This is a genomic window from Stappia indica, assembly GCF_001696535.1.
Taxonomy (GTDB): domain Bacteria; phylum Pseudomonadota; class Alphaproteobacteria; order Rhizobiales; family Stappiaceae; genus Stappia; species Stappia indica.
In genome coordinates, this window is sequence record NZ_MBQE01000002.1 from 599,720 (window position 1) to 617,427 (window position 17,708).

Sequence of the window (17,708 nt, forward strand, 5' to 3'; positions counted from 1 at the left end):
AGCGAGAGGTGCGGCCATGACCGGCACGACTGAATCCGTCCCGCCGGGCGGCAGGCTCCTTGCAGGTGCGGCGGAAATCTGCCGCACCCTCGCCGTTCTGTTGCTGGCGGCGATGAGCGTGCTGGTGGTCGGCCAGGTGCTCGGCCGCAACCTTCTCGATCTCGGCATGCCCTGGGCGGACGAGCTCGCCCGCTTCTGCGGCGTCGCGCTCGTCTTCCTCTGCGTGCCCTTGCTGGCGCTGCAGGGCCGGCACGTGGCGGTGGAGCTGGTGCCGATGTCGCTGCCGGCACCCGCCCGTCGCTGGACCGGGGTGCTGGTCGAGCTCTGCGTGCTCGCCTTCTCGCTCTTCTTTCTCTACGGGCTCTACCGTTTCCTCGGCCGGGCGTGGAAGTTCGCCACCCCGACCCTCGGCATTCCCAACTGGGTGTTCTACGCGCCCGCCATCGTCGCGATGGTGCTGCTGGCGCTGGTCACCCTTGCCCGTCTGCTCGCCCTGCTTCGCGGCGAGACGCCCCCCGGTTCCGATCAGGCCCTGCCATGAGCCTCGTGCTTCTTCTCGTCTTCGCCGCCGCGCTGCTGCTCGGCGCGCCGATCGCCGTCGCCCTCGGCCTTGCCTCGGCGGTGGCCATCGTCGGCTTCGACCTGCCGGTGCATGTGCTCGCGCAGCGCGGCATCAACGCGCTCGATTCCACACCGCTGCTGGCCGTGCCGCTGTTCATCCTGGCGGCGAGCCTCCTCAACGCGATGGGCGTCACCACCCACATCTTCGACCTGGTACGCCTCGTCGTCGGCCGCATCCGCGGCGCGGTCGCGCAGGTGTCGATCCTCGTCAGCCTGATCTTCTCCGGCGTCTCGGGCGCCGCGCTCGCCGATATCGGCGCGCTCGGCAAGATCCAGATCGACCAGATGTCGGCGCAGGGTTACCGCCGCGATTTCGCCGCCGGCATCACCATCGCCGCGGCCACCATCGGGCCGATCTTCCCGCCCTCCATCCCTCTGATCATCTATGCCAGCGTCACCAATGTCTCGGCGGTGCAGCTGCTGGTCGCCGGCATCGTGCCGGCGCTGCTGATCACGCTCTTCCTGATGGTGCAGGTCGCCGTCATGGCGCGCATCTACAACCTGCCGCGCGACACGGTCAGCCCGTCGCTTTCCGCCGTCGCCCGCAAGGCGGTGATTTCGCTGCCGGCGCTGGTCGCCCCGGTGATCCTGATCGGCGGGTTGCTCAGCGGCTATTTCGGCCCGACCGAAGTCGCCGGCGTCACGGTCGCCTATGCGCTGGCCATCGGCTTCCTCGTCTACCGCACGCTGACCTTCAGGGCTGTGTGGGAGAGCCTGCGCGAAACGGTGGAGGCGACCGCCGGCATCCTCTTCATCGTGTCGACGGCGGCCGTCTTCGCCTGGGTGCTGACGCTCGATCAGGTTCCGGCTATGGCCGGCCAGGTGCTGCTGGGCCTTTCCGACAATCCGCTGGTGCTGCTGCTGCTGGTCAACGTGCTGCTGCTCGTCGTCGGCATGTTCCTGGAATCCATCGCGGCGATCCTGATCATCGCGCCCATCGTCGCTCCGGCGCTGCACCAGGCCGGCGTCGACCCGCTGCAGCTCGGCATCGTCTTCGTGCTCAACCTGATGATCGGGTTGCTGACGCCGCCCATCGGCATGAGCCTCTACATGGTCTCCATCGTCGCCAGGATGCCGGTCCACTCGGTCATTCGCGGCGTGCTGCCCTTCTTCCTGCCCCTCGCGCTGTCGCTGCTGGTCGTCTCGGCCGTGCCGGCGGTGTCGACGTGGCTTCCCCGACTTCTCTCGCAATAGGGTTCTTCATGAGCAGGTTTCTCGGTGCAATCCGCCAGCTCGGCTACGTTGTCGACGACATCGAAGCGGCGATGGAGCATTGGTACAAGGTCATGGGCGTCGGCCCGTGGTACTACAATCCGAAGGTGCCGATCGAGGACTACCGCTATGACGGCCAGTCCTACGAGGTCCACAATTCCGTCGCGCTGGCCAATAGCGGCCCGGTGCAGGTCGAGCTGATCCAGACCCGCAACGACGCCCCGTCGATGTATCGCGACTTCCGTCTCGCCGGCCATCGCGGGCTGCAGCACGTCGCCTACTGGACGCAGGACTACGATGCCGATCTCGCCCGCATGGAGGCCGAAGGCTTCCGCGTGAAAATGAGCGGCAAGGTCGGCGCCAACGGCCGCTTCGCCTATTTCGACCGCGAAGCCCATCCCGGCACGGTGATCGAGCTGTCCGAGGTGATGGGGCCGAAGGGTCGCATGTTCGACCTGATCCGCACCGCCTCCGACGGCTGGGACGGCAGCGATCCGGTCCGCCCCTTCCCCGACCTCTCCTCGATCTGAGGCGCGCGATGCGGGCGATCCCCCTGAAACCCGACAGCGTCGAGGCGACCTATCTGGTCGAGACGCCGCTCGCGCCGGAAAAGGTCGCGGCGATCATGGCGGGCGAGCAGAGCTGCGGCACCTTCGTGCGCGTTGCCGGCGAGAGCGACGAGCTGCGCGCCCGCGCCGGCGCCGAGGTTCTCTCCGTGGAAGAGCTGGAGCCGGCCAGCGCCCCGAGCCTTGCCAGCGCCTGGCTCGAGCGGCAGGGCACGCCCGGCCCCTGGCGGCGCGCGCGGGTCCGCATCGCCTATCCGCTCGCCAATGTCGGCGCCAACCTGCCGACGCTTGCCGCGACGGTCGCCGGCAATCTCTACGATCTCGGCGAGGTGACGGGGCTGCGTCTCGTCGATGTCGCCCTGCCGCAGGCCTATCGCACCCGCTTCGACATGCCCCGGCACGGCGTCGCGGGCACCCGGTCCGCGCTCGGCGTCTCCGGCCGGCCGCTCTTCGGCACCATCATCAAGCCGAATGTCGGCCTCAGCGCGCAGGAGATCGCCGCACTGGTCGCGGATCTGTGCGAGGCCGGCGTCGACTTCGTCAAGGACGACGAGATCTGCGCCGATCCGGTCCATGCGCCGCTCGAGGAGCGCGTCCGCGCGGTGATGGCAAAGGTGCGCGCCTATCGCGAGCGCACCGGCCGCACTGTCATGATCGCCTTCAACATCACCGACGAGCTCGACGCCATGCGCCGCCATGCGGACCTGGTGGAGCGCGAGGGCGGCTCCTGCGTCATGGCCAGCCTCAACTGGTGCGGGCTGTCGGCAATGCAGACGCTGCGCCGCTCGACGCCGCTCGTCGTGCACGGCCATCGCAACGGTTACGGCGCCTTCGCCCGTCATCCGCTGCTCGGCATCGGCTTCGATGCCTATCAGGCGCTCTACCGCCTTGCCGGCGTCGACCACATGCATGTGCATGGCATCGGCGGCAAGTTCTCCGACGCACCTGGCGAAGTCGAGGAGGCGGCCCGCCGCTGCCTGCAGCCGCTCGCCCTTGATGCGCCGGATGCCTCGGATGCGGTGATGCCCGCCTTTTCCTCCGGCCAGTGGGCCGGCACCCTGCCGGTCACCGCGCGTGCGGCCGGGTCCAGCGACTTCCTGTTCATGGCCGGCGGGGGCATCCTCGCCCATCCTTCGGGCCCGGCAGCCGGCGTCGCCAGCCTGCGCCAGGCGTGGGAAGCGGTGGCCGCCAACGAGGATCTCGAACAGGCAGCCGCCTCGCGGCCGGAGCTTGCCGGCGCGCTGTCCTTCTTCGGGAAGAAGGCCGGTTAGCACGATGAGCGGCTACGTCTTCATCGGAGACGACTTCACCGGCGCGTCCGACACGCTTGCGACGCTGGCCGAGGCCGGCATCGCCGCGCGCCTGTGCGTCGAGGGGCCGGGCCTTGCCCGCCTGCCCGAAACGCCGCGCGGGCGAGGGGTATTTCCGGCCGTCGGCATCGCCACCGACTTTCGCGCCTGCGCGCCGTCTGAGGTCGAGCCCCGCCTGCGCGCCCTGATGGCGATGGTGCGGGCTCGCCTGCCCCGTTTCGTGCATTACAAGATCTGCTCCACCTTCGATTCCGCCCCGCATGTGGGCAATGTCGGCGCGGCCGTCGCCGTGCTGGAGGAGGAGCTGTCGCCGGCCCTCACAGTCATCCTTGGCGGCCAGCCCAGCCTGCAGCGCTTCTGCCTGTTCGGCACGCTGTTCGCGCGTGCGCCCGACGGTGCGGTGCATCGCATCGACCGCCACCCGGTGATGAGCCGCCATCCGGTCACGCCGATGGGCGAGGCGGACCTGCGCCGGCATCTGGCGGCACAGGGGCTCGGCGATCTGGCGTTGCTGGCGCGGCCCGAGATGGCGGATGCCGCCGCCGTTCTGGCGGCCATGGCCGAGGGCGGCGGGCGCCGCGTGCTGGTCGATGCGGTCGACGATACGGATATTGAGATGTTGGGCCTTGCCCTGTCGCTGCTGGAAACCCACGGCCGGCCGCTGCTGCTGGTCGGCGCCAGCGGTGTTGCCGAAGCGGTGGCGGGCACGGCAGCCGAAACCGGAGCCGCGTCGCCCGCGCTCGCCCCGGTCGCGGGGCCACGCCTTGCGCTTGCCGGCAGCCGTTCTGCGGCGACGGCGGCCCAGGTCGCGGCCGCATCGCGCTACACGCGCCTTCCGCTCGGTGCGCAAGATATCGCAGGGGAGGGGCGGGAGCTGTTCGCGGCGCGGTGCGCGCAGATGCTCGCCGCCGGCACCAACGTGCTCGCCCATCTCGATCCGGATGCGGATTACGGCCTGGCGCCCGATGCCCTGTCGGAGAGCCTTGCGGAGCTTGCCGCGCGGATCCTGACGCTGCAGCCGGTCGCCGCGCTGGCGGTTGCCGGCGGCGACACGTCGGGGGCGGTGGTGCGCCGGCTCGGCTTCGACAGCCTTTCCTTCGAGGCGCGCGCCGGCTCCGGCGTTGCCGTCTGCCGCGGCCATGCGCCCGGCACGCCGCTCGACGGCATGCGGGTGCTGCTCAAGGGCGGCCAGGTCGGCCCGCCGGATCTCTTCGACCGGTTCGCCGGCTAAAGGGGGCGTGAAGCCTCAGGCACCGCGCGGCAGGTGGATCGAGTTGGCCACCTCGATCAGGTGCGGCGCCAGTTCCCTGCGCACCCGTTCCACGCTCCATTTCAGGCTCGACACGGAGCATTGCACGGTGGCGACCGGCCGGCCGTCGCCGGACATGATCGGCGCGGCGATGCCGATCTCGTTCATGATGTTCTCGCTGTGGGTCAGCCCGTAGCCATAGGCGACGGCCTCCTCGATGGCCTCGGCGATCTTGGCCCGGTCCGTCGTCGTCTTCGGCGTCAGCGGCTTGATCGGCCAGGTCGCAACGGCCACCTTGCGCTCCTCCTCGCTCAGCCGCGCGATCATCGCGCGTCCGCTCGATGTGGTCAGCGCCGACAGGCGCCGGCCGGCGACCATCGCCCCGAAGGCGGTCAGCTGGGTCGGGATGCGGATCACGTAGACGATCTCCTGGCCGGCGAGCCGGGCGACGTTGACCCGCTCGCCGAGCGAGCGGCCGAGCTCGATCGCCTTGGGCATGGCGAGCTGCACCAGGGGGTCCGCCCACTGATAGGCGTTGCCCAGTTCCAGGAACTTGATCGAGGGACTGTAGCGCCGCGATTCCGGGTCCTTGTTGAGGTAGCCGGTCTTGTGCAGCGTGTTGGTCAGCCGCTGTGCCGCGCTCTTGTCGAGGCCGGTGAGCTCGGCGATTTCGGTCAGCCCCAGCACCGTGTGGTGCTCGTTGAACAGGCTCAGCACCCGCAATCCCTTGTCGAGCGAGCCGACGAACAAAGTGTCCTGCTTTTCCCTCGGCATCGACCCTCCCTGTCCCTTTGCTCCGCCGTCTGCGCAAGAATCTTGCGGATGGCGTGAGTTTTGGATTCTTGACACGTTCCAAACTGCCCAATACGCTCAACCATAATACGGTCAAACGTATTAGTATATAATAATCTAAAGCCAGAGGGACCGGTTCCGCGCCGGTTGATTGAGCAGATGAAGACACGCCTCCTGATGAGCACTGTTGCGCTGGCCGTCGTCATGACTGCCGGCAGCGCCATGGCCGACAAGGCCAATGACACGCTGAACGCCGCCTTCACCAAGGAACTGGAATCGGTCGACAGCTACTTCAATTCCGCCCGCGAGGGCGTGATCCTGCAGCGGTCCATCTGGGACGGCCTGCTCTATCTCAACCAGGAGACGGGCGAGTACGAGGGCAACCTCGCGACCTCCTGGACCTGGGTCGACGACACCACGCTGGAGCTGAAGCTGCGCGAGGGCGTCAAGTTCCACAACGGCGAGGAGTTCGACGCCGACGACGTGGTCTACACGGTCGAGTTCGTCGCCAAGCCGGAGAACGGCGTCGTCGTCCAGCGCAACGTCAACTGGATGAAGGGTGCCGAGAAGGTCGACAAGTACACCGTCCGCATCTTCACCAATGGTCCGTTCCCGGCCGCGCTCGAGTATCTCGCCGGTCCGGTCTCGATCTATCCGAACGAGTATTACGCCGAGGCCGGTCCCGCCGGCATGGCGCTGAAGCCGGTCGGCACGGGTCCCTACCGCGTCGAGAGCGTCGAGCCGGGCAAGCATTTCGTGCTGAAGAAGTACGAAGGCTACCACGGCGGCCCGAAGGGCATGGCCGACATCGGCACCGTCGACATCCGCACCATTCCGGACGTCAACACCCAGCTCGCCGAGCTGTTCAGCGGCGGCCTCGACTTCATCTGGGGCGTGCCGGCCGATCAGGCCGAGAAGCTGGCGATGATGGACCGCTCGAACGTGGTCAACGAGAGCACCATGCGCATCGGCTATCTCGAGCTCGATGCGGCCGGCCGCAGCGGCGCCGACAACCCGATGACCAAGACCAAGGTGCGTCAGGCCATCGCCCATGCGATCGACCGCCAGGCCATCGTCGACAACCTGCTCAAGGGCGCCTCGAAGGTCGTGCACTCGGCCTGCTTCCCGAGCCAGTTCGGCTGCGACGTGGACGTGACCAAGTACGACTTCGATCCGGAGAAGGCCAAGGCGCTGCTCGCGGAGGCCGGCTATCCGGACGGCTTCGAGGTCGACTTCTACGCCTATCGCGACCGTCCCTATGCCGAGGCGATGCTCTCCTACCTCTCCAATGTCGGCATCCGGGCCAACCTGAAGTTCCTGCAGTACTCGGCCCTGCGCGACATGCGCCACAAGGGCGAGACCAGCATGAGCTTCCAGACCTGGGGCTCCTACTCGGTCAACGACGCCTCGGCGATCACCAGCCAGTTCTTCAAGCACGGCAAGGAAGACTTCGCCCGTGACGACGAGGTCCTGGCCTGGCTCGACATCGCCGACACCTCCGTCGATCCGGAAGTGCGCAAGGAGAACTACTCCAAGGCGCTCAACAAGATCGCCGACGAGGCCTACTGGGTGCCGCTCTTCTCCTACAACGCGAACTACGTGTTCACGAAGGAGGCGACCTTCACCCCGACCCCGGACGAGGTCGTGCGCTTCTTCCACGTTCGCTGGAAGTAAGCGCCGCGCCGCGACCCGCGCCCGGCTTTCCTCTCGCCGGGCGCGGATCGTGTCTTTCGCAGCTTCGCCATGCCTGACCATCCGCCTCCCGCTTCGGGACGCGGCATGAGAAGGTATTGTCAAGCCTGTTCCGCTCCGCCCCCGCGTGCCGCTGCCGCCTGACGATCGGATCCCGAGATGCTTATGTTCACCCTGAAACGGTTGGGGCTCGCCATCCTGGTGACCTTCACCGTGTCGCTGCTGAGCTTCAGCCTGCTGTTCATGTCCGGCGACCCGGCCTCGGCCATTGCCGGCGAGAACGCCTCCGCCACCGACATCGAGGCGATCCGCGTCCTCTACGGCTTCGACCGGCCCTTTCTCGTGCAATATGCCGACTGGCTGTTCGGCGCGCTGTCGGGCGATTTCGGGCAGAGCTACTATTTCCGCGTGCCGGTCGCCCAGCTGATCGGCGAGCGCCTGTCGACGACGATGCTGCTCGGCGTGTGCGGCATTTCCTTCGCGCTGGTCACCGCCATCCCGCTCGGCGTTGCCGCGGCGATGCGCCCGAACTCCCTGATCGACCGCACCGCGCTGTTCCTGTCGGTGATGGGCCAGGCGATGCCGAGCTTCTGGTTCGGCCTGGTGCTGATCGTCGTCTTCTCGATCCAGCTCGGCTGGCTGCCGCCGTCCGGCTCGGCGACCTGGAAGCACTTCATCATGCCGACCGTCGTGCTCGGCTATTACGCCATGCCGGCGATCATGCGCCTGACGCGCGCCGGCATGCTGGAGGTGCTGAACGCCGACTACATCCGCACCGCGCGGGCCAAGGGCGCCAGCGAGACGCGGGTGATGTTCAAGCATGCGCTGCGCAACGCGGTGGTGCCGGTGGTCAGCCTCGCCGCCGTGCAGATGGGCTTCATGCTGGGCGGCTCCATCGTCGTGGAGTCCATCTTCGCCCTGCACGGCGCCGGCTATCTCGCCTGGGAGTCGATCGCCCGCAACGACCTGCCGACCGTGCAGGCGCTGATCCTGATCTTCTCGCTGTTCTACATCGTCTTCACGTTCCTGTCGGATCTGGTCAATGCCTGGCTCGATCCGCGTATCCGGGTGGGCTGATCCGACATGGCACGCACCATCGAAACCGTCGCGGAAGACCTCCGCACCCCGAGCCCGGCCGCGATCCTGCGCAAGCGCATCTTCGGCCATTACGGTCTCGTCTTCGGCATCGTCGTGCTGGCGATCATCGTCGCGCTGGCGCTGTTCGCCCCGCTGCTGACGCCGCACGACCCTTATGCCCAGGACCTGATGGCGCGCATGAAGCCGCCGTTCTGGATGCCGGGCGCCGATCCCAACCATCTGCTTGGCACCGACTTCCTCGGCCGCGACTATCTCGCGCGGCTGCTCTACGGCGCCCGCATCTCGCTCGCCATCGGCCTGTTCGCGGCGCTGATCTCCGGCCTCATCGGCACGGCGATGGGCGTTGCCGCCGGCTATTTCGGCGGCCGGGTGGACCTCGTCGTCACCTTCCTGATCAACGTGCGCCTGGCCATGCCGGTGGTGCTGGTGGCGCTGGCCGTCGTCGCCATTCTCGGCGGCTCGCTGCAGGTGGTGGTCTGCGTGCTCGGCCTGCTGCTGTGGGACCGGTTCGCGGTGGTCATGCGTTCTTCCGTGCTACAGGTGCGCGATCTCGAATACGTCAACGCCGCCAAGGCCATCGGCTGCTCGACCCGGCGCATCATCCTGCGCGAGATCATGCCGAACGTCGTCAACAACCTGATCGTCGTCGCGACGCTGGAAATGGCCCACGCCATCCTGCTGGAGGCCGCGCTCTCGTTCCTCGGCCTCGGCGTGCAGCCGCCCACCCCGTCCTGGGGCCTGATGATCTCGGAAGGCAAGCAGATGATGCTGTTCGAGCCCTGGCTGATCGCCATTCCGGGCGTCGCGCTGTTCATCCTGGTTCTGGCCATCAACCTTCTCGGCGACGGGCTTCGCGACGTCACCGCACCGGAAAACAGGGGCTGAGATCCATGAGCGAACCTGTCCTCAAGGTAGACAACCTCACCATCGACATCCCGATGGCGCAGGGCACCCTTCACGCGGTGCGCGGCATCGACTTCGAGCTGAAGCGCGGCGAGACCCTGTGCATCGTCGGCGAGAGCGGCAGCGGCAAGTCGCTGACCTCGCTCGCCATCATGGGCCTTCTGTCGAAGAAGATGCGCTGCAACGCGGCACAGCTCGACTTTTCCGGCATCGACCTGCGCACGCAGTCGCCGCGGGCCATGCGCGCCCTGCGCGGCGACCGGATGGCGATGATCTTCCAGGAGCCGATGACCTCGCTCAACCCGGCCTACACCATCGGCGACCAGCTGATGGAGGCGCTCCAGCTGCACCGTCCGGTCAGCCGTGCCGAGGCGCGGGCCCGGGCCATCGAGCTGCTCGGCAAGGTCGGCATCACGGCGGCCGAGAGCCGGCTCTCCCAGTATCCGCACCAGCTGTCCGGGGGCCTGCGCCAGCGCGTGATGATCGCCATGGCCCTGATGTGCGAGCCGGAGCTGATCATCGCGGATGAGCCGACCACCGCGCTCGACGTCACCATCCAGGCGCAGATCCTGCGCCTGCTCGCCGATCTCCAGCGCGAGATGAACATGGCGATGATCCTGGTCACCCACGATCTCGGCGTCGTCGCCCGCATCGCCGACAAGGTGGTGGTGATGTATGCCGGCGAGGTGGTGGAAAAGGGCAGCGCCCGCGAGATCTTCGAGAATCCGCGCCATCCCTACACCCGCGGCCTGCTGCGCTGCATCCCGGTCCCGGGCAAGACCAAGCCCGGCGAGCATCTCGGCTCCATCCCCGGCATCGTGCCCTCGCTGATCGGCAAGGTGGAAGGCTGCGCCTTCCGTTCGCGCTGCGACGTGGCCGAGGCCGTGTGCGCCTCGCAGGTGCCGGTGCGCCGGACCGGCGAGGATCACATGTATCGCTGCATCCACGACGTTCAGCCAGGAGCGCCGTCATGAGCCCCACCACGACGACCCAAGCTGCCGCGGCCCCGGCCGCCGCGTCCGACGCCAGCGCCGTTCCGGTGCTGGAACTCGCCGGCGTCACCAAGACCTACCGCGTCAAGCAGGGCATGTTCTCCGCCCCCAAGCCGCTGCATGCGCTCGGCGGCGTCAACCTGAAGATCCACCGCAAGGACGTGCTCGGCCTCGTCGGCGAGAGCGGATGCGGCAAGTCCACGCTCGCCAAGATCCTGCTGGGCCTGGAGGCGCCGACCTCCGGCAAGGTGCTGATCGACGGGCGCGAAGTCACCGCGCGCGAGCGCACCGTGCTCGCCCGGCGCATCCAGCCGATCTTCCAGGACCCGTATTCCTCGCTCAACCCGCGCAAGAGCATCGAGGACATCATCGCCCTGCCGCTGGTGGTCCACAAGATCGGCGACAGCGCCTCGCGGGCCAAGGCGGTCACGCGGATGCTCGATCTCGTCGGCCTGCCGCAGCGCGTGCTGCGCGGCTATCCCAACCAGCTGTCGGGCGGCCAGCGCCAGCGCGTCGCCATCGCCCGCGCGCTGGTGATGAACCCGGAGATCGTCATCTGCGACGAGCCGACCTCGGCCCTCGACGTGTCGGTGCAGTCGCAGATCCTCAACCTGCTCGGCGACCTGCGCGAGGAGCTGGGCCTCACCTATCTCTTCATCAGCCACAATCTGGCGGTGGTCGAGCATCTGGCGACGCGGGTTGCCGTCATGTATCTCGGCAAGATCGTCGAGGAGGCGCCGGCGTCCGAGCTCTTCGCCGGCCCGCGCCATCCCTATACGCAGGCGCTGCTGGAATCCGTGCTGACGCCGGACCCGAACCTCTCGGTGCCCGACACCCATCTCGGCGCGACCTATCCCAACCCCATCGACCCGCCGTCCGGCTGCCATTTCCATCCGCGCTGCGCCAAGGTCATGGACATCTGCAAGACCACCCCGCCGCCCCATGTCGCCGGGCCGCAGGGCCATGTCGACTGCCATCTGCACGCGGCGCCGGCCCGCTGACCACCGCCCCGCTGATCATCGTCGCCCCGTCGTCGTCCCGTCTGTGGTGAGGAACATCCCATGAGCAATCTTTCGCGCACCCAGTCCGTGCGCAAGCATGTGATCGAGACCAAAGGCGGCGTCGTCGCCTCCCAGCACCGGGTGGCCGCCGAGACGGGCGCTGCCGTCCTGGCCGCCGGGGGCGATGCGGTGGATGCGGCCGTTGCCGTCTCCTTCGCCGTCGGCGTGCTGGAGCCGTGGATGAGCGGCCCTGCGGGCGGCGGCGCCATGGTCCTGTGGCGCGAGGACGAGCAGAAGGCGCACAGCATCAATTTCGGCATGCGCTCGCCCGCCGCTCTCGACCCGGCCGACTACCCGCTGTCGGGCGAAGGCAAGTCGAACGATCTCTTCCCCTGGCCGTCCGTGGTGGAGGACCGCAACGTCCAGGGCGCCACGGCCATCGCCGTTCCCGGCACCGTTGCCGGCATGGAACTGGCGCATGCCACCTGGGGCCGGATGGGGTGGAAGGACCTCGTCATGCCGGCCGCCGACCTTGCCGCCGAGGGCATGCTGGTCGACTGGTATGCCTCGCTGATCATCTCCTCGGTGGCGCGCGAGCTCGCCAAGGATCCCGATGCGGCGGCCATGTTCCTCGACGACGGGATCTGGCCGAAATCCTCCGGCTGGACCGCGGTTCCCAACCTGCGGCTCGACCAGACCCGGCTTGCCGGCACGCTGCGGCGCATCGCCGAGGCCGGCGCGCGCGACTTCTACGAGGGCGACATCGCCGCGGCGATGGCCGCCGATGTCCAGGCCAAGGGCGGTTCGCTGTCGCAGGCCGACCTTGCCGCCTACCGGGCGGTGCTCGCTCCCGCGCTGGAGACGTCCTATCGCGGCGGCACCATCCATGCGGCGCGCGGCCTGACGGCGGGCGCCAATCTCGTCGAGTGCCTGGCGATGATGGAGGCCGCCTTCACGCCGTCCTCCGCGCCGGACGGCACCAGCTATTCCGAGATGGCCCGAGCGCTGTCGGCCAGTTACGAGCGGCGCCTGCGCGAAATGGGCGACACGGGCGAGGCAGAGGGCTCCGGCACCCCGTCCTGCACCACCCATTTCAGCGTCGTCGACCGGCACGGCAACATGTGCGCGGTCACCCAGACGCTGCTGGCGGTGTTCGGTTCGCGCGTCGTCTCGCCGTCCACGGGCCTCCTCATGAACAACGGCATCATGTGGTTCGACCCGGAGCCCGGCAAGCCGAACTCGCTGGCGCCCAACAAGGCCTGCCTGATGAACGTCTGCCCGGCCATCGGCGAGAAGGACGGCCGGCGTTTCGCCATCGGCGCGTCCGGCGGCCGCAAGATCCTGCCGGCCGTGCTCAATCTCACCTCCTTCCTGATGGACTTCGACATGTCCCTGGAAGGGGCCTTCCACCAGCCGCGCATCGACAACAGCGGCGGCGGGGCGATTCTCGCCGACGAGACGCTGCCGCAGTCGGTCGTGTCCGCGCTGTCCGCCGTCCATCCGGTGACGGCCACCCGCCGCGCCGTCTTCCCGTATGCCTTCGCCTGCCCGGCGGGCGTGCTGCGGCAGGACGGCATCAACATGGGGTGCACGGAGATCATGTCGCCATGGGGCGACGCCGTGCCCGAAACCGAGGGAGCCTGACGTGGCAAACCGTGAGAGCGTCATCGCGCGCATCGACAATTTCCTTTCGAGCGGCGGTTACGAGACCGAGCTTGCCCGCATGCTCGCCTTCGAGACCGAGAGCCAGGACCCGTCCCGCCGGGCGGAGCTGATGCGCTATCTCGTCGAGGAGATGGAGCCCAAGCTCACCGGGCTCGGCTTCGCCTGCCGCATCATGACCAACCCTGTCGACCCGTCCGTGCCCTTCCTCTTCGCCGAGCGCATCGAGGACCCGGCCTTCGAGACCGTGCTCACCTACGGCCATGGCGACGTCATCCGCGCCCAGACCGACCAGTGGCGCGAGGGGCTGCATCCCTTCCGCCTGGTGCGCGAGGGCGACAAGCTCTACGGGCGCGGCACCGCCGACAACAAGGGCCAGCATTGCATCAACATCGCGGCGCTGCGGACGATTCTCGAGGAGCGCGGCTCGCTCGGCTTCAACTGCAAGATCATCATCGAGATGGGCGAGGAATGCGGCTCGCCCGGTCTTGCCGAGCTGTTCTCGCAGAACCGCGATACCTTCGCCGCCGACGTGCTGATCGCCTCCGACGGCCCGCGCCTGCATCCCGACCGACCGACCCTGTTCATGGGCTCGCGCGGCGCGGTCAATTTCGACCTGCGCGTCGAGCTGCGCGAGGGCGCCCACCATTCGGGCAACTGGGGCGGGCTGCTGCGCGACCCGGCCATGGTGCTGGCCCATGCGCTCGCCTCGATCACCGACCGCCGCGGCCAGATCCAGGTGCCGGAATGGCGCCCGACCAGCCTGACGCCGGCCGTGCGCGAGGCGCTGAAGGACTGCCCGGTCGGCGGTTTCGACGGCCCCTCCGTCGACACCGACTGGGGCGAGGAGAGCCTCACCCCGTCCGAGCGCGTCTTCGGCTGGAACAGCTTCGCCATTCTGGCCCAGACCAGCGGCGTGCCGTCCGCTCCGGTCAACGCCATCTCGGGCCGCGCCCATGCCCATTGCCAGCTGCGCTATGTGGTGGGCACCGATCCCGACGACATCCTGCCGGCGCTGCGTCGCCATCTCGATGCCAACGGCTTCCAGATGGTCGAGATCGTCCCGGCCGACCGCGGCTTCTTCCATGCAACGCGCCTCGACCCCGATCATCCCTGGGTCACGCGGGTCAAGACCTCCATCGAGGCGACTACGGGCAAGAAGCCGGCGATCCTGCCGAACCTCGCCGGCTCGCTGCCGAACGAGACCTTCGCCGACATTCTTGGCCTGCCGACCGTCTGGGTACCGCATTCCTACCCCGGCTGCTCCCAGCACGCGCCGAACGAGCACGCGCTCCATTCCATGACCCGCGAAGCGCTGGCGATGATGGCCGGCCTGTTCTGGGACATCGGCGAGGCGAACGCGGCCCGCGCCGGCAAGACGGCCGAAGCGACCGCCTGAGACGCCGCCGCCTCAATCGGCAAACCTGCGCGTCCGATCCGTCGCCATCATGCCACGGGTCGGACCGGCGGGGATTACTGGAAAACCGCTGGCGGGGATAAGCGTCCCGCCGGTCGTCGCCCGCTTCCGGGGATAGGTTCGAGATATCCTCGCATACGACAACGCCCGGACGGGGTCTCGTCCGGGCGTCGTTTTTTGAGACGATTGAGAGCGCTTGCGTCAAGATTTCTCGAAATTTTGCAAAATCCGTCTCGAAAATTCTCGAAACTCTCTTATGCTTTGTTTTCGCTCATCTTTTTGGCGCGGCGGCGCTTCAGCGCCTTCATCACTGGCCACAGGATCATCGCCAGCGTCGCCGCGGCCAGCACCGCCGAGATCGGCCGCGTCAGCAGCTCCACCGGATCGCCCCGGCTGATCAAGAGCGCGCGGCGCACGCTCTGCTCGGCCATCGGTCCGAGGATCATGCCCAGGATGATCGGCGCCAGCGGTACGTTCAGCTTTTCGAGCAGGTAGCCGGCAGCACCCGCCGCCAGCATCACCCACAGGTCGACCGGCCGTCCGTTGATCACATAGACGCCGACGCACATCAGCACCAGGATCGAGGGCACCAGAAGGACGCCCGGAAGCCTTTGAATCTGCGCGAAAATTCGTGTCGCGGCAGCGCCGCCCACCAACAGGATCAACACCGAGGTCAGCAGCATCTCGATCATGAAGCCGCCGACCAGAACCGGGTTCTGGTGGAACAGCTGCGGCCCCGGCTGCAGCCCGTGGATCATCAGCGCGCTCAGCACCAGCGCGGCGACCACATTGCCAGGAATGCCAAGGGTCAGCGCCGGAATCATCGAGGCGGCATTGTCGGCGTTGTTGCCGCATTCGGCCGCCGCCACGCCTTGCGGGTTGCCCTGTCCGAAGCTGTCGGGCTCGGAACTGGCGTTCTTGGCGGCGTTATAGCTCAGGAACGCGGCGATGTTGCCGCCCGCTCCCGGCAGGATGCCGACGAAGATGCCGATCAGCGACGAGCGGCCCCAGGTCGGCAACAGGCCGCGCACCTCGCCCTTGCGGAACGGCACGCTGGCAAGCCGCAGCTGGGCGGCCGAAAGGCCTTTCAAATCGCACTTTTCGGCCAGTTGCAGGACCGGCGGCAAGGCGTAGAGGCCGACCAGCACGACCACCAGGTCGAGCCCGCCGAGCAGCCAGGGCTGGTCGAACGTGTAGCGTGCCTGGCCCGACAGCTGGTCGATGCCGACCGTTCCGAGCAGCAGGCCGAGCACCGCCGCCATGATGCCCTTGACCGGGTCGCTGCCGACCATGACGCCGACCGAGGCCATGCCGAAAATGGCGACCCAGAAATATTCGGCCGGGCCGAAATAGAGCGTCGCGCGGGCCAGCAGCGGCCCGACGGTCATCAGCGCCAGCGCGCTGGCGATGCCGCCGATGGCCGACGACCAGCAGGCGATCTTCAGCGCCTTGGCCGCCTCGCCCTTCTCGGCCATCGGGAAGCCGTCGAAGGTCGTGGCGATGGAGGCCGGGGTGCCCGGAATGCGCAGCAGGATCGCCGGGATCGCGCCGCCATACATCGAGCCGTTGTAGATACCGGCGACCATGGCAAGGGCCACCAGCGGGTCCATCGAGTAGGTCAGCGGCAGCAAGAGGGCGATGGCCATGACCGGGTTGAGGCCGGGCAGGGCGCCGATCAGCACGCCGAGCAGCGTCGCGCCCAGCATGGCGACCAGCGGCCCGGTCGCCATCACGGCGGAGGCGGCGTTCAGGAAGAAGTCCATCTCAGCCTCCAAGGCGCGAGGCGGCCCACAGCTCGGGCGGCAGCGGCTTGTTGAGCACCAGCGAGAAGACGATCCAGACCAGCGCGACGAAGCTTGCCGCCACGATCGCCGTGTAGAGCGGGCGGCGGAAGCCCAGCACCGGCGGCAGCGCCAGCATCAGCAGCGCGGAGGCGGTGTAGAAGCCGAGCGGCAGGATCAGCGCCACGTAGATCACGCCGGCGGCCAGCGCCTTCACGAGGTTGGCCGGCACGTCGACGAGCCGCCGCGGCGCGTCGGTTTTCGAGCGGGCGGCACGCAGCATCACCAGAGCGCCGCAAAGCGCCAGGACCACACCCAGCACCATCGGGTAGGTGCCGCCGGCTCCCTGATAGGAGCCGGCCTGCCATGCGGCCGCCAGGCCGAGGCCCGCGAAGAGCAGGCCAAGGGTCAGGTCCTGGCTGCGCTCCATCTTACTTCGCCAGGCCCAGGTTCTTGGACACGACGGCCAGGGCATCGAACTCGGCCTTCAGCCGCTCGCCGAGCGCCTCGCCCTTGACCACGTTCGGGACCTCGCCCTTGGAGGCCAGGAACTCGACATAGGACGGGTCGTTGACCGCCTCGTCGATGACGGCGGCGAGCTTGTCGACGATGGCCTGGTCGAGACCCTTCGGACCCAGGATCGCCCGCCAAAGCAGGGTTTCCTTGTCGCCGAGGCCGAGGCTTTCAAGGCCGGCCGCCTGCGGCAGCGCCGGCACGTCGGCGGCCGAGGTCACGACGAGGCACTTGGCCTCCTTGGACTCCACGTAAGGCAGGACCGGCGAGATCGAGCCGCCATAAATGTCGACATGCTTGCCGAGGAAGTTCTGCAGCGTCTCGCCGGCGCCGCCGAACGGGATGGCGACCGCCTTGATATCGCGGGCCTGGAAGATGCGTTCGGCCGCCAGCTGCATCGTGCCGCCGATGCCGTCGTTGCCGTAGGTGTACTTGTCCGGGTTGGCGGCGAGCTCGGCCAGGAACTCTTCGCCCGTCTCGGCCGGAAACTCCGGATGGACGCACAGCGTGTAGGCCGTCTCGGAGGTCGAGGCGATGGGCGTGAAGCTGTCGAGCGTGTAGGCGACGTTCTGGACCTGCGGCACGGTGGTCAGCGGGCTGTTCCAGGTGGCGAAGAGCGCGTAGCCGTCGGGCTTGGCCTGCATGAACTGCGAGGCGCCGACCGAGCCGCCGCCGCCGCCGACATTCAGCACGGCGATGGAGGTGCCGAGCTTCTCTTCCAGCAGCAGGGCCAGCTTGCGGGCGCTGGTGTCGGTGCCGCCGCCGGCGCCGGCCGGGATGGTGAGTTCGATGGGGCGCTCGGGATAGTCGGCAAGAGCGGGCATGGAGGTGCAGCCGAGCAGGGCTGCTGCGACAATGATCTTGTTGATTTTCATGTTGTTTCTCTCCCGTAAGGCGGC

Annotated in this window: 16 protein-coding genes; 12 read left to right on the forward strand and 4 right to left on the reverse strand. The window is 68.1% G+C overall.

Features of this window, described 5'->3' with window-relative positions; all coding sequences use genetic code 11:
• Window positions 1–16: 16 nt before the first annotated feature.
• The 5 genes from BBX35_RS10720 to BBX35_RS10740 are packed head-to-tail and all read left to right on the forward strand — an operon-like array spanning window position 17 to window position 4,940.
• Window positions 17–541 (forward strand): TRAP transporter small permease, encoded by a 525-nt coding sequence (locus tag BBX35_RS10720; RefSeq protein ID WP_067219624.1) that lies wholly within the window; start codon window positions 17–19, stop codon window positions 539–541.
• A complete protein-coding gene (locus tag BBX35_RS10725) occupies window positions 538–1,815 on the forward strand; it encodes a TRAP transporter large permease (protein ID WP_067219626.1) in 1,278 nt (425 codons plus the stop codon). Before BBX35_RS10720 ends, BBX35_RS10725 begins: the two co-directional genes overlap by 4 nt.
• 8 nt (window positions 1,816–1,823) lie before the next feature.
• A complete protein-coding gene (locus BBX35_RS10730; RefSeq protein ID WP_067219629.1) occupies window positions 1,824–2,363 on the forward strand; it encodes a VOC family protein in 540 nt (179 codons plus the stop codon).
• A gap of 8 nt (window positions 2,364–2,371) precedes the next feature.
• Complete coding sequence (locus BBX35_RS10735) at window positions 2,372–3,670, forward strand: ribulose-bisphosphate carboxylase large subunit family protein (protein WP_067219632.1); 1,299 nt, start codon at window positions 2,372–2,374, stop codon at window positions 3,668–3,670.
• 4 nt (window positions 3,671–3,674) lie between these two features.
• Window positions 3,675–4,940 (forward strand): four-carbon acid sugar kinase family protein, encoded by a 1,266-nt coding sequence (locus BBX35_RS10740; protein WP_067219635.1) that lies wholly within the window; start codon window positions 3,675–3,677, stop codon window positions 4,938–4,940.
• A gap of 15 nt (window positions 4,941–4,955) precedes the next feature.
• On the opposite strand, the gene BBX35_RS10745 is transcribed toward BBX35_RS10740, so the two are convergent.
• The gene (locus BBX35_RS10745; protein WP_067219637.1) at window positions 4,956–5,732 is read right to left on the reverse strand and encodes an IclR family transcriptional regulator; all 777 of its coding nucleotides are present in this window, start codon (window positions 5,730–5,732) and stop codon (window positions 4,956–4,958) included.
• Between the two features lie 195 nt (window positions 5,733–5,927).
• On the opposite strand from BBX35_RS10745, the gene BBX35_RS10750 reads away from it, so the two are divergent.
• The 7 genes from BBX35_RS10750 to BBX35_RS10780 all read left to right on the forward strand — a co-directional run bounded on the left by BBX35_RS10750 (window position 5,928) and on the right by BBX35_RS10780 (window position 14,497).
• The gene (locus tag BBX35_RS10750; protein WP_228187649.1) at window positions 5,928–7,424 is read left to right on the forward strand and encodes an ABC transporter substrate-binding protein; all 1,497 of its coding nucleotides are present in this window, start codon (window positions 5,928–5,930) and stop codon (window positions 7,422–7,424) included.
• Between the two features lie 177 nt (window positions 7,425–7,601).
• Window positions 7,602–8,519 carry an ABC transporter permease gene (locus BBX35_RS10755; protein ID WP_067219642.1) on the forward strand — a complete coding sequence of 306 codons (918 nt, stop codon included), beginning with the start codon at window positions 7,602–7,604 and terminating at the stop codon, window positions 8,517–8,519.
• A 6-nt stretch (window positions 8,520–8,525) separates the two neighbouring features.
• Window positions 8,526–9,425 (forward strand): ABC transporter permease, encoded by a 900-nt coding sequence (locus tag BBX35_RS10760; protein ID WP_067219644.1) that lies wholly within the window; start codon window positions 8,526–8,528, stop codon window positions 9,423–9,425.
• 5 nt (window positions 9,426–9,430) lie between these two features.
• Complete coding sequence (locus tag BBX35_RS10765; protein WP_067219646.1) at window positions 9,431–10,417, forward strand: ABC transporter ATP-binding protein; 987 nt, start codon at window positions 9,431–9,433, stop codon at window positions 10,415–10,417.
• Window positions 10,414–11,436, forward strand: a complete 1,023-nt coding sequence (locus BBX35_RS10770; RefSeq protein WP_083202186.1) for an oligopeptide/dipeptide ABC transporter ATP-binding protein — start codon at window positions 10,414–10,416, stop codon at window positions 11,434–11,436. The genes BBX35_RS10765 and BBX35_RS10770 overlap by 4 nt, the downstream gene beginning before the upstream one ends.
• A gap of 60 nt (window positions 11,437–11,496) precedes the next feature.
• Entirely contained in the window at window positions 11,497–13,080 is a 1,584-nt protein-coding gene (locus BBX35_RS10775; RefSeq protein WP_067219649.1) for a gamma-glutamyltransferase, read from the forward strand.
• A 1-nt stretch (window position 13,081) separates the two neighbouring features.
• Window positions 13,082–14,497 carry a M20 family metallopeptidase gene (locus BBX35_RS10780; protein WP_067219652.1) on the forward strand — a complete coding sequence of 472 codons (1,416 nt, stop codon included), beginning with the start codon at window positions 13,082–13,084 and terminating at the stop codon, window positions 14,495–14,497.
• Between the two features lie 272 nt (window positions 14,498–14,769).
• On the opposite strand, the gene BBX35_RS10785 is transcribed toward BBX35_RS10780, so the two are convergent.
• From BBX35_RS10785 to BBX35_RS10795, 3 genes are read right to left on the reverse strand one after another with little or no spacing between them, the layout of a single operon-like run.
• On the reverse strand, window positions 14,770–16,278 hold the full coding sequence (locus tag BBX35_RS10785; RefSeq protein WP_067219654.1) for a tripartite tricarboxylate transporter permease: 1,509 nt from the start codon (window positions 16,276–16,278) through the stop codon (window positions 14,770–14,772).
• A 1-nt stretch (window position 16,279) separates the two neighbouring features.
• Window positions 16,280–16,726, reverse strand: a complete 447-nt coding sequence (locus BBX35_RS10790) for a tripartite tricarboxylate transporter TctB family protein (RefSeq protein ID WP_067219656.1) — start codon at window positions 16,724–16,726, stop codon at window positions 16,280–16,282.
• Between the two features lies 1 nt (window position 16,727).
• Complete coding sequence (locus BBX35_RS10795) at window positions 16,728–17,684, reverse strand: tripartite tricarboxylate transporter substrate binding protein (RefSeq protein WP_067219658.1); 957 nt, start codon at window positions 17,682–17,684, stop codon at window positions 16,728–16,730.
• Window positions 17,685–17,708: the final 24 nt, after the last annotated feature.

Coding starts and splice junctions, on each gene's coding strand:
- BBX35_RS10740 (WP_067219635.1), top strand. CDS start 3,675: ATGAGCGGCTACGTCTTCATCGGAGACGACTTCACCGGCGCGTCCGAC.
- BBX35_RS10730 (WP_067219629.1), top strand. CDS start 1,824: ATGAGCAGGTTTCTCGGTGCAATCCGCCAGCTCGGCTACGTTGTCGAC.
- BBX35_RS10785 (WP_067219654.1), bottom strand. CDS start 16,278: ATGGACTTCTTCCTGAACGCCGCCTCCGCCGTGATGGCGACCGGGCCG.
- BBX35_RS10755 (WP_067219642.1), top strand. CDS start 7,602: ATGCTTATGTTCACCCTGAAACGGTTGGGGCTCGCCATCCTGGTGACC.
- BBX35_RS10745 (WP_067219637.1), bottom strand. CDS start 5,732: ATGCCGAGGGAAAAGCAGGACACTTTGTTCGTCGGCTCGCTCGACAAG.
- BBX35_RS10750 (WP_228187649.1), top strand. CDS start 5,928: ATGAGCACTGTTGCGCTGGCCGTCGTCATGACTGCCGGCAGCGCCATG.
- BBX35_RS10735 (WP_067219632.1), top strand. CDS start 2,372: ATGCGGGCGATCCCCCTGAAACCCGACAGCGTCGAGGCGACCTATCTG.
- BBX35_RS10770 (WP_083202186.1), top strand. CDS start 10,414: ATGAGCCCCACCACGACGACCCAAGCTGCCGCGGCCCCGGCCGCCGCG.
- BBX35_RS10790 (WP_067219656.1), bottom strand. CDS start 16,726: ATGGAGCGCAGCCAGGACCTGACCCTTGGCCTGCTCTTCGCGGGCCTC.
- BBX35_RS10795 (WP_067219658.1), bottom strand. CDS start 17,684: ATGAAAATCAACAAGATCATTGTCGCAGCAGCCCTGCTCGGCTGCACC.
- BBX35_RS10760 (WP_067219644.1), top strand. CDS start 8,526: ATGGCACGCACCATCGAAACCGTCGCGGAAGACCTCCGCACCCCGAGC.
- BBX35_RS10775 (WP_067219649.1), top strand. CDS start 11,497: ATGAGCAATCTTTCGCGCACCCAGTCCGTGCGCAAGCATGTGATCGAG.
- BBX35_RS10725 (WP_067219626.1), top strand. CDS start 538: ATGAGCCTCGTGCTTCTTCTCGTCTTCGCCGCCGCGCTGCTGCTCGGC.
- BBX35_RS10720 (WP_067219624.1), top strand. CDS start 17: ATGACCGGCACGACTGAATCCGTCCCGCCGGGCGGCAGGCTCCTTGCA.
- BBX35_RS10765 (WP_067219646.1), top strand. CDS start 9,431: ATGAGCGAACCTGTCCTCAAGGTAGACAACCTCACCATCGACATCCCG.